The organism is Burkholderia sp. AU28863, from assembly GCF_002223195.1.
Classification (GTDB): Bacteria; Pseudomonadota; Gammaproteobacteria; order Burkholderiales; family Burkholderiaceae; genus Burkholderia; species Burkholderia sola.
Map to the genome: position 1 here is coordinate 1117973 of NZ_NKFE01000005.1, position 15020 is coordinate 1132992.

The window sequence follows — 15020 nt, forward strand, 5'->3', positions numbered from 1 at the left end:
GCGCAGGATGCGTCGGACCTGCCGCCGCGAGCGACGACGTGCTGCATTCGATCGTGCGTGCATGCGTCGCTCGCGGGGCGTTCCGGCCGGCTAGACCTCCTGGACGTGGGGCAGCGGCGGCGGGGTGTAAGTGACGACGGTGCCGCTGCCTTGATCGTGCGAAAGCTGGAAGCCGCCGGCCGACAGGTTGCCCTGCAGCGCAACCTGCGCCGTGTGGGCGCCGTCGCTGACGGTCAGCGTGCCGCCCGTTCCGGTGTCGTTGGCCGTGAAGCTGAGCGTCGTGTGGTCGTTGAACAGGACATCCGCGAGATCGAGCGTATCGGCCGCGCCGAAGCCGCTGACCGTGCCGGTGAAGCCGGCGGACTGGTCCAGCTTGAGCGTACCGGCGGCGCCGTCGGCGAACGTCGTGTTTTCCGCGGACGCGCCGCCGAACTCCAGGGTCGCGGCGCCGCTGATCGTCGCGCCACCGGCGCCCGTCACGTCGCCGTGGATTGTCAGGTTGCCGTTGTTGGCCCACAGGTTGCCCGTGTTCGCCACGGCGCTGTCGATCACGAGGCCGCCGCTACCGGTTGCCTCGAGCGTGCCCGTATTGACGACGGCGTGGGCGCCCGTGTCGATCACGAGCGCGTTGGCGCCGCTGGCGACGATCGTCCCTTCGTTGACGAGCGTCAACTGGCCGGCGCCGAGCTGGCCGGCCCCGGCGATCGTGTTGTCGACGTTGACGAGCGTCGCGTCCGGCGTGCTGCCGAAGATGACGTTGTGGCTGTCGTCCGACAGCGTCACGTGACCGCCGCCTTCCAGCGTCGCGCTCCTGACCAGCACCTCGAACCGGGTCAGGTCGCCCGTCGATCCGAGCGCGATCGTGCCCGTGTTGTCGATCGTGCCGCCGACGGGAAGCATCGCGCCGTCGTTGACCGTCATGACGCCGGCGTTGGTCGTGACCGCCTCCTGGTCGAACACGAAATTGTCGCTGGTGAGGTCGGTGGCGTGAACGCCCGCCACCGTGACGGTCGCGCCGTCGCCCAGTGCAATCACCGCGTTGCCGTTGGCGTCGTCCGTCATGTGGGCCTGGACGTCGCTGAAGCTCGTGATGCCGGTGAATCCGACGAGGTCGATCTTGTCGGCGGCGAGGTCGAGATTGTGCAGCGTGTCGTTGCCGATCGGCTGCGCGAACACGAACAGGTCGTGGCCGGCGGATCCCGTGAGCTGATCGTCGCCGGACCACGCGAAGATCGGCGCGTTGGCCGCGAACGCTTCGACGTTGTCGGCGACCGTGACGGCCTGGTGGCTGCCGTCCGCGGCGGTCCAGGTTTCGGTCACGGTGAGCACCGTGGCGCCCGTGAAGGACGCGGGCGGCGTGACGGTGAGTGCGCCGAGATCGTTCGTCGGGACGAGCCATGCGCCGTTGCCGAGGTCGGTGCCGGCGTTCAGCGTCCAGCCGGACGGGATGCCGGCGATCGTCACCGCGAGGTCGGACGCATGGCCGGACGGATCGGCCAGCGCCAGATTGATCTCGGATCCGGCGACGCCGGCGGGTGCCGTGTGCGTCGAGGATCGCGTGTTGCCTGCCGTGTCCCACTCGGTCACGGTGAGGGAGTCCTTGTTGAGGTTGAGGCTCTGTTGCATGAAGGCCCAGGTACCGGCGCTTTGTTGCGTTGCGCTGTAGTCGGCGTTGGTGGTGTTGTCGTGGACCGTCACTTTCCAGACGTTCGACGTGTCGGTGTTGGCCGTGAGCGTGTTCCCGCTGTATTGCCACGACAGCGTGGACGGGGCGGTGGTGTCGAGCGTGAAATTGAAGCTGGTCGCGTTCGAGATGTTGCCTGCCACGTCGATCTGGCGGACCTGGACGTTGTTCGCGCCTTCGACGGCGCTGAAGCTGGTGTTCCAATGGCCGCCATTGTCGACGCTGTACTGCACCGTGGCGCCGGTTTCGATGCCGGTGAGGTTCAACGTGCCGACGTTAGTGACGTGGTCTGAGGCGCTGCTGCCGGAATCGGTGGTGAGCGCGACACCGGGGGCGGCGGCCGAGGTGTCGAGCGTGAAGCTGAAGGAGGTCGCCGACGAGGTATTGCCGGCGACGTCGATCTGGCGGACCTGTACGTTGTTCAATCCTGCGACGGCGCTGAAACTGGTGTTCCAATGGCCGCCATTGTCGACGCTGTACTGCACGGTGGCGCCGGTTTCGATGCCGGTGAGGTTCAACGTGCCGACGTTAGTGACGTGGTCGGAGGCACTGCTGCCCGAATCGGTGGTCAGGGCCACGCCGGGGGCGGCCGCCGACGTGTCGAGCGTGAAATTGAAGCTGGTCGCGTTCGAGATGTTGCCTGCCACGTCGATCTGGCGGACCTGGACGTTGTTCGCGCCTTCGGCTGCACTGAAGCTGGTGTTCCAATGGCCGCCATTGTCGACGCTGTATTGCACGGTGGCGCCGGTTTCGATGCCGGTGAGGTTCAGTGTGCCGACGTTGGTGATGTGATCGGAGGCACTGCTGCCCGAATCGGTGGTCAGGGCGACGCCGGGGGCGGCCGCCGAGGTGTCGAGCGTGAAGCTGAACGACGTCGCCGACGAGGTATTGCCGGCGACGTCGATCTGGCGAACCTGTACGTTGTTTGTGCCTTCGACGGCGCTGAAGCTGGTGTTCCAATGCGAACCGTTATCGACGCTGTACTGCACGGTGGCGCCGGTTTCGATGCCGGTGAGGTTCAGCGTGCCGACGTTAGTGACGTGGTCGGACGCACTGCTGCCGGAGTCGGTGGTCAGGGCGACGCCGGGTGCGGCCGCCGACGTGTCGAGCGTGAAGCTGAACGACGTTGCCGACGACGTATTGCCGGCGACGTCGGTTTGCCGGACCTGCACGTTGTTCGTGCCTTCGACCGCGCTGAAGCTGGTGTTCCAATGCGAACCGTTATCGACGCTGTATTGCACGGTGGCGCCGGTTTCGATGCCGGTGAGGTTCAACGTACCGACGTTGGTGACGTGGTCGGAGGCGCTGCTGCCCGAATCGGTGGTGAGTGCGACACCGAGTGCGGCAGCCGACGTATCGAGCGTGAAGCTGAACGAGGTCGGGTTGGAGGTGTTGCCGGCGATGTCCGTCTGCCGGACCTGCACGTTGTTCACGCCTTCGGTTGCATTGAAACTGGTGCTCCAGGTGTGGCCGCCATCGGTCGAATATTCGACGACCGCGCCGGTTTCGACACCGGACAGGTTCAGCGTGCCGACGTTGGTGATGTGATCAACAGTGCTGCTGCCGGAATCGGTGGTCAGGACGACACCGGGGGCAGCCGCCGAGGTATCAAGCGTGAAGCTGAACGAGGTCGCCGACGACGTATTGCCGGCGATGTCGGTTTGCCGGACCTGCACGTCGTTCACGCCTTCGGTGGCATTGAAACCGGTGTTCCAGGTATGACCGCCGTCGATCGAGTATTCGACGGTGGCGCCGGTCTCGACACCGGACAGGTTCAGCGTGCCGACGTTAGTGACGTGGTCGGACGCGCTGCTGCCGGAATCGGTGGCGAGTGCGACACCGGGTGCGGCGGCCGACGTATCGAGCGTGAAGCTGAACGACGTTGCCGACGACGTATTGCCGGCGATATCGGTCTGCCGGACCTGCACGTCGTTCAGGCCTTCGGTCGCATTGAAACTGGTGTTCCACGTATGACCGCCGTCGGTCGAGTATTCGACGGTCGCATCGCTCTCGACACCGGTGAGGTTCAACGTGCCGACGTTGGTGACGTGGTCGGACGCGCTGCTGCCGGAATCGGTAGTCAGAGCGACACCGGGGGCGGCAGCCGACGTGTCGAGCGTGAAGCTGAACGACGTCGCCGACGACGTGTTGCCGGCGATGTCGGTCTGCCGGACCTGCACGTCGTTCAGGCCTTCGACGGCACTGAAGCTGGTGCTCCAGGTATGACCGCCGTCGGTCGAGTATTCGACGGTGGCGCCGGTCTCGACACCGGTCAGGTTCAGCGTGCCGACGTTAGTGACGTGGTCGGACGCACTGCTGCCGGAATCGGTGGTCAGAGCGACACCGGGGGCGGCGGCCGACGTATCGAGCGTGAAGCTGAACGACGTGCCGACGACGTGTTGCCGGCGATATCGGTCTGCCGGACCTGCACGTCGTTCAGGCCTTCGACGGCACTGAAGCTGGTGCTCCAGGTATGGCCGCCATCGATCGAATATTCGACGGTGGCGCCGGTCTCGACACCGGTCAGGTTCAGCGTGCCGACGTTAGTGACGTGGTCGGACGCACTGCTGCCGGAATCGGTGGCGAGCGCCACACCCGGTGCGGCGGCCGACGTATCGAGCGTGAAGCTGAACGAAGTCGGAACGGACGTGTTGCCGGCGATGTCGGTCTGCCGGACCTGTACGTCGTTCAGGCCTTCGACCGCGCTGAAGCTGGTGTTCCAGGTGTGACCGCCGTCGGTCGAGTATTCAACGGTGGCGCCGGTCTCGACACCGGTGAGGTTCAGTGTGCCGATGTTGGTGATGTGATCGGAGGCACTGTTGCCCGAATCGGTGGTCAGTGCGACACCGGGTACGGCGGCCGACGTATCGAGCGTGAAGCTGAACGAAGTCGCCGACGACGTGTTGCCGGCGATGTCGGTCTGCCGGACCTGTACGTCGTTCACGCCTTCGGTGGCATTGAAATTGGTGTTCCAGGTGTGACCGCCGTCGGTCGAGTATTCGACGGTCGCATCGCTCTCGACACCGGTGAGGTTCAACGTGCCGACGTTGGTGATGTGATCGGACGCGCTGCTGTCGGAATCGGTAGTCAGAGCGACACCGGGGGCGGCAGCCGACGTGTCGAGCGTAAAGCTGAACGAGGTCGCCGACGACGTGTTGCCGGCGATGTCGGTTTGCCGGACCTGCACGTCGTTCACGCCTTCGACCGCGCTGAAGCTGGTGTTCCAGGTATGGCCGCCGTCGGTCGAGTATTCGACAGTGGCGCCAGTTTCGACACCGGACAGGTTCAACGTGCCGACGTTGGTGACGTGGTCGGACGCACTGCTGCCCGAATCGGTGGTCAGGGCGACGCCAGGGGCGGCAGCCGACGTGTCGAGCGTGAAGCTGAACGACGTCACCGCCGACGTATTGCCCGCGACGTCAACCTGCCGAACCTGCACGTTGTTCATACCTTCGACGGCGCTGAAGCTGGTGCTCCAGTGCGCGCCGCCATCCACGCTGTACTGCACGGTGGCGCCGCTCTCGACCCCGGTCACGTTCAGCGTACCGACCTTGGTGACATGATCGACGGCACTGCTGCCCGAGTCGACCGCCAGCGCGACACCCGGCGCAGCAGCCGACGTATCGAGCGTGAAACTGAACGACGTCGCCGCCGACGCATTGCCTGCAACGTCAACCTGCCGCACCTGCACGTTGTTCGTGCCCTCGATCGCACCGAAGCTGGTGCCCCAATGCGCGCCGCCATCCACGCTGTACTGCACGGTGGCGCCGCTCTCGACCCCGGTCACATTCAGCGTACCGACATTCGTGACGTGATCGACGCCACTGCTCCCCGAATCGACCGCCAGCGCCACGCCAGGCGCCACAGCCGCGGCCGTATCGAGCGTGAAACAGCAGGACGCCGCCGACGACGCATTGCCGGCGATATCGATTTGCCGGACCAGCACGGTATTCGTTCCCTCGACCGCGCTGAAGCTCGTGTTCCAGTGCGCGCCGTTGTCGGTGCTGTACTGAATGGTCGCGCCGTGTGCGACTCCGCCGACCGAAAGCGTGCAGTCCGACGTGATGTTGTCGGCGGCAGAACAGCCCGTGTCGTGCGCCAGCGCGACGACAGGGGCGGGCGGCGCAATGTTGACATAGGCGGTCGCCCAGCTCAGCGTGCCGTTGCCCAGCCGGATCGCGTACGTGAAGCTGTCCTGCGCATAGCCGAGCGTATTGAAGCTGTTCGACAGCCATGACGCATCGAGGTGGCTCGCATCGTATCCGACCTTGCCGTCCGACGTGATCCAGATGTGCGCGCCGTGCGCGCTGTAATCCATGCTCACGGCTTCGGCTCTCGCCGTGTCCTGCGTCAGCAGCGCAGTCTGCTCGAGCGCGACGGTCGCTTCGGTGCCGGAGTCGAGCGAGTAAAGCGTCTTGGCCGCGCCACCGAGATCGTTCGCCATCACGTTCAGGTAGACGGTGGTGAGCGTATTGTCGGTGAGCCCGGTCTGCGCCGACGTAAACACGTCGTTTGTCGCCTGAGGCGTATTGCCCATGGACACCGCGGTGCCGTTCGAAGTCGTCGCCATGTCGTGCTCCTCGTCCTGTCTGATGTGTATTGATGCAGGCGTTCCGCCGCCCGATGCGACGCTCGCCCGCGGAACTGCAAATCGGTCGTCGTGTCAGCGCTCGCGCAACGCCATGTCCTTGGTCTTGATGACGGGCTTGAGCAGGTAATGCAATACGGTCCGGCGGCCGGTCCGGATGTCGACCGTCGCGATCATGCCCGGCACGATCGCGACCGGCTGGCTGCGGCCGCTCGGCTTGTTCTGCCGCGTGCGCACCAGCACGCGGTAGTAGCTGTCGGGTTTCTCGCCGGGGCGGTCGGGCACGATCGTGTCGGCGCTGATGTCCTCGACGACGGCCGGAAAGCCGCCGTAGATGGAAAAGTCGTACGCGGAGAGCTTGACCGTCGCGTCCTGCCCCGGATGCAGGAACGCGATGTCCGCGGGCCGCACGCGCGCTTCGATCAGCAGCGTGTCGTCCAGCGGCACGATCTCCAGCAGGTCCATCCCCGGCTGGATCACGCCGCCGACGGTGTTGATCTTGATCTGCTTGACCATGCCCTTCAGCGGCGCCCGCACCAGCGTGCGCGTGACGCGATCCTCGAGCGCCACATTGGCCGCGCTCAGCGCGGACTGTTCGGCGCGCGCCTGGTTCAACTCCTTCATCGCGTCGGCGCGGAAGTGCGCGGTCGTTTCGTCGATCTTCTGGCGCGCTTCGCGATAGGCGGCTTCCAGCCGCGGCATCGCCAGCCGCGTCGCGTCGAGGTCGCCTTTCATGTCGTTGGCCTGCCGTTCGAGCCGCAGGACTTCGACATCGGATACCGCGCCTTTCTGCACGAGCGGGCTCGTCAGCGCCAGCTCCTTCGCGACGAGGCCATAGCTATGCTGCAGCTGCGCCTGGCGCGAACGTTTCTCCGCGAGCTCCTGGCGATGCTGTTCGGCCTGTTGCCTGAGCACGTCCAGATTGGCCTGCAATTCGCGCTGGCGCGATGCGAACAGCGAGCGCTCCTCGTCCAGCAGGCCGGGGTTCGTCTGCGCCAGCCGATCGGGTGCGACGAACGCGGCGCCGTTCGCCTCGGCGGTGAGGCGCGCGATCCGGGCAAGCAGCGCGGCATCCTTCGCCTGTCCTTCCTTGTACGACGACGTGAAGCGCGTATCGTCGATGCGCATCAGCGGCTGGCCTTTCTGCACGACCTGTCCCACGCGCACCATGATCTCGGAGACGATGCCTCCCTCGAGGTTCTGCACCACCTGCACCCGGCTGGACGGGATCACCTTGCCTTCGCCGACGGTCACTTCGTCCACTTCGGCGAACCCGGACCAGGCGAGGGCGACAACGACGAAGGCGAGCGTCGCCCAGAGTATCCAGTGGCTGAAATAGCGCGGCCCTTCCATTGCCGCAGCGCAGCGTTCGCGCATGAACGCCGTATCGTCGGCGCGCGGCCTGAGGGCTGCGCCGATCCGTGCGGCCAGCGCCTTGAGCGCCGCGGCGCGGTTCATCGTCGGCGTATCCGCGCCGTCGGGTTCAGCCAGCAGCGACATGGAGCGTCCTCCCTGCAAGCGCGGCCAGGATCTGGTCCTTCGGGCCGTCGGCGACGACGCGGCCCTGATCCATCACGATCAGGCGGTCGACGAGCGTGAGCAGCGACGGGCGATGCGTGACGAGCAGCAGCGTGCGGCCCTCGAGGCGGGCCGCGAGCCGCGCCTTGAACAGTTCCTCGGACCGGTTGTCCATCGCGCTGCTGGGCTCGTCGAGCAACAGCACCTGCGGCGACAGCAACATCGCGCGGGCGATCGCGACCGCTTGACGCTGTCCGCCGGACAACGCTTCGCCGCGCTCGCCGACGGCGAGATCGAAGCCGTTCGGCAAGCGGTTGACGAAGTCGGCGACCCCGGCGACCTGCGCGGCGCGCAGCACGGCGTCGTCGTCCACGCCGGGCGCGCCCAGCACGATGTTGTCGCGCACGGTGCCGTTGAACAGCATCACGTCCTGCGGCACGTGGCCGATCCCGCGCCGCAGCGCGGCGGGATCGTACTGGCGCAGCTCGACGCCGTCGATCAGCACGTTACCGGAAGCGGGCGGATAGAGCCCCAGGATGAGTTTTTCGATCGTGGTCTTGCCCGAGCCGACGCGTCCGATGATGCCGACGCGCTCGCCCGCGGCGATGCGGAACGACACGCCGTCGAGCGACGTGCCGCTCTGGCCCGGGTACGCGAAGCCGACGTTCCGGAATTCGATCTCGCCGCGCAGCGCCGGCCGGTGCACGAAGCGCTGGTCGGCCGGGCGCTCGCCGGGCAGGTTCATCACGCCGCTGATCGACGCCAGCGCGCTGCGGGACTGGTGGTAGCGGGTCAGCAGCGACGCCACCTGGCCCATCGGCGCCAGCGCGCGGCCCGTCAGGGTCGTGCAGGCGATCAGGCCGCCGGTCGTGAGGCGGTCGTCGCCAATCATATAGACGCCGCACAGGACGACGGCGAGATAGGCCGCCTGTTGGGAGAACATCGCGAAATTGACCGCGCATCCCGACAGCAGGCGCGACTTGAGCCCGAGCCGCGCGATTTCGCCCAGCAACTGCTCCCAGCGGGCCTGCATCGGCCCTTCCGCGCCGTTGACCTTGATCGTTTCGAGGCCGACCAGCGTTTCGATCAGCAGCGCCTGCCGTTGGCTCGCGTGGCGCTGGCTGGCCTGCACGGCCCGCGCGAGCGGCCCCTGCACGGCAACGCCCGCGCCGATCACGAGCGGCAGCGCCGTCAGCGGCAGCCAGCCGAGCCCGCCGCCGACCCAGAACATCGCCGCGATGAACACCACCGAAAACGGCAGGTCGATCAGCGCCGCCGCGGTGGCCGACGTGAGGAAATCGCGCACCGCTTCGAATTCCTGGATCTGCGACGCGAATCCGCCGACCGACGGCGGGCGCGCGGCCATCCGGATGCCGAGCACTTTTTCGAACAGGTTGGCGGACAGGATCACATCGATCTTCTTGCCGGCCATGTCGATGAAATAGCCGCGCAACGTGCGCATCACCACGTCGAACACGATCACGAGCACGATGCCCACCGCCAGCGCCCACAACGTCTCGAGCGCGTGGTTCGGCACGACCCGGTCGTAGACGTTCATCGTGAACAGCGGCATGGCCAGCGCAAACAGGTTGACCAGCATCGACGCGAGCATCACTTCCGCGTAGATCGGCCACGACTGCGCGACCACGCCCCAGAACCAGTTGCGCGGGCGCGGCACGGCGCTTTCCGCGTCGCGCGCGTCGAACCGGTGGGCGGGGCGCGCGAACAGCACAAGGCCGGCATGGCGTTGCGCGAGCTCGGCCGGGGCGAGCGTTGCCTCGCCGCAGCCGGTTTCGGGAAGGATCACCTGCACGGTGCCGGACGCGTTTCTGCGAACCAGCACGCATGCCTGCCCGTCGTTCAGCAGCAGCACGACGGGCAAGACCGCGTCCGGGATGTCGTCGAGCGCGCGCCGGGCCAGTTTGGCGGAAAGGCCCGCGCGCGCCGCTGCCCGGATGAACAGCGCCGGCGTCAGGCGCTGGCCGGCCAGCGGCAGGCCGGCCACGAGCGCGTCGGCGCCCACGGGCCGGTCGAACAGCCGCGTCAGCACGAGCAGGCAGCCCAGCAGCGGATCGTCCTCGATGCCCGATCCGTGGGGCAGCTCCCATGCACGCGCGCCTGCCGCGGCTTCCGTCGTGGCGGCGTGCATTACACGCCGCCACGCAGGTGACGGTCGGACTGGTGCGGCAGTCCCCCCGGCGCGGATATCCCCGCCGTCAAGCGCTTTGTCTTGCTCATGCGCTACCCCGATGTTGTTCGTTCGATGTCCGTCGCTTGGTGCGACTGCTTGTCGACTACTGCCTTACGTCGGAGCAACAGCAAGTAGCGGGCCAGATGGCGTGGTGGGCGCGCGCAGCATGACGGTGCGTGCTTGCGCGAGCCGGCCGGCCGGCGCGAATGGCGATTTTGTTTCGGATCTGATACGAATGAATGCGCGTGGCGTTGCGGACGTGCGCGGCGCGATGTGCGGCGGCGCTCACGCTCTCGTGCGCGGATCAAGATGGCAGGGCAGCGGGGCGGTGGCGAACCGTCGCCGTGGCGCAAGCGGGGCGCTGAGCCCGGCCTCGAGAAATGTTTCGGCGCTGAAACGTCCGGGGGTGTCGCGACGTATCGCCGATGCAACGTGGGTAAGGCCGGGGGCCGGCAGGCTTGCCGCAGGCGCGCCCGCCCATCGTGGAATCGACCCCTTATCCATCAGGATATTGCCCGTCGGCTTCGCCATCCGCCCAGCGCCGGTAGTTGCGCTCTCGCCTGCGGCGCGCCCGCAACCGGTGGCAGGCGCCGCGCGCACCAAGGCTGAACTACCTGACATCGTCAACGTCCTGCTCGAGGCGCTCTCGCCATACCGCGGAGACCACATCAACCGGTTCGGCTCCTATCTGCTCGACCTCCAGCGGAAAGTGCCGCCGCTCGATCCGACGATCGACTTTGATTTCGCTTTCAAATCAGCCGCTTAAGGCAATTTTGGCGAGAATTTCACGAATCCCGGCCGCCCCTCAAACCCGCATCTCGCCAGCCCGAATCTCGCTGTCTTCAGCCGCGCGACCGAACGTCGGCGCGCTCGTGCCCGTGACGCAACGCGAGGCTCGCGAACGCCGCGACGACGAGTGCCGCCGCCAGCAGCGTCAGCCCGTTCTTCGCATTGCCGGTCGCCTGTTCGATCGCGCCGACGACGGTCGGCCCGACGAAGCCGCCGAGCAAACCGCAGGTATTCACGAGCCCGAGCCCGCCGGCCAGCGCGCTGCCGGCGAGCCGCGACGCCGGAAACGTGAACACGATCGACTGCACGACGAAAAACATCGACGCGGCCACGCACACGCAGAGCAGCCCCGCCAACGGCGACGCATGCGCGGCGCCGACCATCCCGGCCGCCATGACCACCAGCCCCGCACACAGCATCCGCCGCGAATGACGCGATTCGCGTGCGAAGCGCGGCAGCGTCCCGGCCCCGAGCGCGGCGGCGAGCCAGGGCAGCGACGTCAGCAACCCGACCGCGACCGGCGACAGGCGCCCCGACGCGCCGATGATGCCCGGCAGGAAGAAGATCACCGTGTAGATGGTCAGCTGGTGGCAGAAGTACACGAAGATCGCGAGCCAGATCTGCGGATCGCGCAGCGCGGCGCCGAACGCATGGCCGTCGTGCGCGGCGACGCCCGCGTCCTGTTCGGCGGCCAGCTTGCGCTCGAGCGCGCGGCCGGTTTCCGCGGAGAGCCATGGCGCGGCGCTCGGCCGATCCGGCAATCGCGTCCACACGACGAACGCGAGCAGGATCGCCGGAATGCCTTCGACGACGAACAGCCATTGCCAGCCGTGGAAACCGAGCGTGCCGTCGAGTTCGATCAGCGCGCCGGCCAGCGGCCCGCCGACGATATTCGCGATGCACACGCCGAGCAGGAAATAGCCGGTCGCGCGTGCCCGCTCCTCGCGGCCGAACCAGTACGTCAGATACAGCATCACGCCGGGAAACAGGCCGGCTTCGGCCACGCCGAGCAGCAGGCGCATCACGTAGAACGACGTCTCGCCGCGGACGAACGCCATCGCAACCGACAGCGCGCCCCACGTGATCATGATCCGCGTGATCCAGAAGCGCGCGCCGACGCGATGCATGATCAGGTTGCTCGGGATCTCGAAGAGCGCGTAGGTGAGAAAGAACAGCCCCGCGCCGAGTCCGTACGCGGCCGACGAAATGCCGAGATCGACGCCCATCGAATGTTTGGCGAACGCGATGTTGGTGCGGTCGAGAAAACTGATCACATACGCGGCGATCAGCAGCGGCATGAGTTTGCGGAACAGCAGCCGGTTCAGCGACGCATTCGCGTCGGTCGCGGCGGACGACAAGGCCTGAGCGTGATGAGTGGACATGCGGACGACTCCGGTAGGGGCGAACCGGCGCGCACGGCAAGCACGGCGCGCCATGTTCGGCAAATGCCGCTGCGATGCAGGCAGCGGATGGGCAGTCGACGGAGCCGCGCCGGCGGCGCTCGAACGGAGCGGGGCGATCGAGGGCGTCCTGGCGCCGGCCGGCTCGGGCCGGCGCCTTGTCACTGCGCTTGCGGATTCTCGTGTTGGGGGCGCACCCCGGCGATCAGAAGTTCACCGCGTCGCCGCCCTTGAGCGCGAGCATCGCGCGCGCCTCGGCCGGCGTCGCGATCTCGAGCGACAGGCCTTCGAGCACCTGCCGCATTTTCAGGACTTGCGCGGCGCTCGATTCCGCGAGCTTGCCGGGCGCGATCCACAGCGAATCCTCGAGCCCGACGCGCACGTTCGCGCCTTGCGCGGCGCCGATCGTCGCGAGCGGAATCTGGTTGCGCCCGGCGCCGAGGATCGACCACACGTAATCGCTGCCGAACAGGCGGTCGGCCGTGCGGCGCATGTGCGTCAGGTCCTCCGGATGCGCGCCGATTCCGCCGAGCAGGCCGAACACGCTTTGCACGAAGAACGGCGGCTTCGCGAGCCCGCGATCGACGAAGTGCGCGAGGTTGTACAGATGCGAGATGTCGTAGCACTCGAATTCGAACCGCGTGCCGTTCGCGCCGCAGCGCGTGAGGATCGTCTCGATGTCCGCGAACGTGTTCTTGAACACGAGATCGCGGCTCTTCTCGAGATGTTCGCGCTCCCACGGATGCTTCAGTTCGCGGAAGCGCTCGAGCATCGGATACAGCCCGAAGTTCATCGAGCCCATGTTCAGCGACGCGACCTCGGGCTGGAAATGCAGCGCAGGCTGCAGCCGTTCGTCGACCGTCATGTGCGGGCTGCCGCCCGACGTGAGGTTGATCACCGCGTCGGTCTGCGCCTTGATGCGCGGCAGGAATTCGGCGAACACGGCCGGATCCTGCGTCGGTTTGCCGTCGGACGGGTTGCGTGCGTGCAGGTGCAGGATCGCCGCGCCGGCCTGCGCGGCCGCGACCGCGGCCGTTTCGATTTCGTGCGGCGTCACGGGCAGGTACGGCGACATCGACGGCGTATGGATCGCGCCGGTCGGCGCACAGGTGATGATGACTTTGCGAGCGTTTGCCACGGATGGATTCCTTTCGATGAACGATGCAGGACGCGTCAGAGCACTTCGACGTTGCCGCAGACGGAGATCGCCTGCCCGGTGATGCCGTGCCCGCCCGGCGAGCACAGGAACAGCGCGGTCGCGGCGATTTCGGCCGGGTCGGTCATGCGCCGCAGCGAGATCTTCTCGAGATAGCGTCGCTCCATTTCGTCGTAGCCGATGCCGAGCTGCTGCGCGCGCGCCTCGATCACGCGGCGCATCCGCGGACCGCGCACGATGCCGGGCTGGATCGCGTTCACGCGGATGCCGAGTGGCCCGAGCTCGATCGCGAGGCTCTTCACGAGGCCGACCACCGCCCATTTGGTGGCCGCATACGGCGAGCGGAACGCATAGCCGAGCCGGCCGGCGACCGACGACAACGCGATGATCGCGCCGCCGTGTTTCGACTCGCGCAGCAGCGGCACCGCGCGGCGCGCGAACTGGAATTGCGCGTTCAGGTTGATCGCGACGGTCTGTTCCCACTGCACGGGGTCGATTTCGTCGATGCCGCCGGTCGGGCCGGCGATACCGGCGTTGTTGACCAGCACGTCGAGGCCGCCGAGCCGCGTCGACACGTCGGCGAACACGCGCTCCACGGCGGCCGGGTCGGATACGTCGGCCAGCGTCGCGCTGATCGCGCCGGCCGCGGCGCGCGGCGGCCGGTCGGCGAGCGCCGCGATCGCGGCTTGCGACGCGTCGCACACGTGCACGCGCGCGCCGCATTCGGCGAACGCGTCGGCGATTTCGAGACCGATGCCCGACGCGCCGCCCGTCACGAGGACGCGCAGGCCGTCATAGGGTTTCAGCAGGTCGGAAGCTGTCATGCCGGGTTGTCTCCATCGTTGATGTATTGGGGCGGTCGCGCGCGTGTCGGGCGGCCGTCGCAAGCGGCCGCTACGGCTTCGCGTTCACGGTTCGCGGCGTCCGTTCGGCCCGCAGCGTCTCGGCGAGATCGTGCGCGGCGCCGCCGATGTCGAGCGCGATGCCGGCCCGCACGCCCGCGCCGTCGCGCCGTTCGAGCGCATCGACGATCGCGCGGTGCGCGTCCATCGAGCGCCGCATGTGCGGGATGTCGAGCGCGACCATGTTGAGGAACGGGCCGACGCGCATCCACAGGTTCTCGACGATGGCGAGCGTGTTTTCGCTGGCGCCGTGCGCGTAGATCGCGCTGTGGAACGCGAAATTGCTTTGCAGGTAGGCGCGCGAGCGGCCGGCCTCGACGTGGGCCTGCATCGTTTCGCAGGTCTTGCGCACGGCGGCGATCTGCGCGTCGGTCATCCGCTCGCACGCGCGCTCGGCGATGCAGCCTTCGAGCGCGATCCGCACGTCGCGCAGTTCGTCGAGCATGTCGAGCGTCATCGGCGGGACGACGAGCGCGCGATTCGGGCCATCGACGAGCGCGCGTTCGGCGCGCAGCCGCGTGAGCGCGGCACGCACGGGCATCGTCGACGAACCGACGGCTTCGGCGACGCTGCGCAGGCTCAGCGCCTGGCCGGGCGCGAACCGGCCGCTCATCAGCGCTTCGCGCAGTTGCTGGTAGACCTTGTCGGCCATCGTTTCCTGTTCGATGGCTTTCAGTGCGGGCGGGACGATACGAGGCGGCAAGGGGCGCTCCTGGGTTTGATCTGCGATCTGTGATCACACTGACGATGTGCGAAGTTTTGTCGATCGGGGCGGCGGAGTCAAGGCGAACG

The 15020-nt window shown here is 67.3% G+C and carries 9 protein-coding genes; 1 reads left to right on the forward strand and 8 read right to left on the reverse strand.

Annotation, left to right across the window (positions count from 1 at the left end):
• Positions 1 to 90 precede the first annotated feature (90 nt).
• The 4 genes from CFB81_RS21520 to CFB81_RS21530 form a co-directional block, all read right to left on the reverse strand.
• Entirely contained in the window at positions 91 to 4020 is a 3930-nt protein-coding gene (locus tag CFB81_RS21520; RefSeq protein WP_256976335.1) for an Ig-like domain-containing protein, read from the reverse strand.
• A complete protein-coding gene (locus tag CFB81_RS36645; protein WP_256976292.1) occupies positions 4017 to 6254 on the reverse strand; it encodes an Ig-like domain-containing protein in 2238 nt (745 codons plus the stop codon). The genes CFB81_RS21520 and CFB81_RS36645 overlap by 4 nt, the downstream gene beginning before the upstream one ends.
• Before the next feature lie 93 nt (positions 6255 to 6347).
• On the reverse strand, positions 6348 to 7772 hold the full coding sequence (locus CFB81_RS21525; RefSeq protein ID WP_089436445.1) for an HlyD family type I secretion periplasmic adaptor subunit: 1425 nt from the start codon (positions 7770 to 7772) through the stop codon (positions 6348 to 6350).
• On the reverse strand, positions 7756 to 9939 hold the full coding sequence (locus tag CFB81_RS21530) for a type I secretion system permease/ATPase (RefSeq protein ID WP_089436446.1): 2184 nt from the start codon (positions 9937 to 9939) through the stop codon (positions 7756 to 7758). Before CFB81_RS21530 ends, CFB81_RS21525 begins: the two co-directional genes overlap by 17 nt.
• 208 nt (positions 9940 to 10147) lie before the next feature.
• Here CFB81_RS21530 and CFB81_RS36195 point away from each other — a divergent pair, with 208 nt between their 5' ends.
• Positions 10148 to 10747 carry a hypothetical protein gene (locus tag CFB81_RS36195; RefSeq protein ID WP_179236024.1) on the forward strand — a complete coding sequence of 200 codons (600 nt, stop codon included), beginning with the start codon at positions 10148 to 10150 and terminating at the stop codon, positions 10745 to 10747.
• A gap of 76 nt (positions 10748 to 10823) precedes the next feature.
• On the opposite strand, the gene CFB81_RS21540 is transcribed toward CFB81_RS36195, so the two are convergent.
• From CFB81_RS21540 to CFB81_RS21555, 4 genes are all read right to left on the reverse strand, one after another.
• Positions 10824 to 12152 (reverse strand): MFS transporter, encoded by a 1329-nt coding sequence (locus CFB81_RS21540; protein WP_069616517.1) that lies wholly within the window; start codon positions 12150 to 12152, stop codon positions 10824 to 10826.
• 223 nt (positions 12153 to 12375) lie between these two features.
• Entirely contained in the window at positions 12376 to 13308 is a 933-nt protein-coding gene (locus tag CFB81_RS21545; protein WP_089436448.1) for a 3-keto-5-aminohexanoate cleavage protein, read from the reverse strand.
• 35 nt (positions 13309 to 13343) lie between these two features.
• Positions 13344 to 14150, reverse strand: coding sequence for an SDR family oxidoreductase (locus CFB81_RS21550; protein ID WP_089436449.1), 807 nt, complete (start codon positions 14148 to 14150; stop codon positions 13344 to 13346).
• A 70-nt stretch (positions 14151 to 14220) separates the two neighbouring features.
• A complete protein-coding gene (locus CFB81_RS21555; RefSeq protein WP_069616519.1) occupies positions 14221 to 14931 on the reverse strand; it encodes a GntR family transcriptional regulator in 711 nt (236 codons plus the stop codon).
• Positions 14932 to 15020 lie beyond the last annotated feature (89 nt).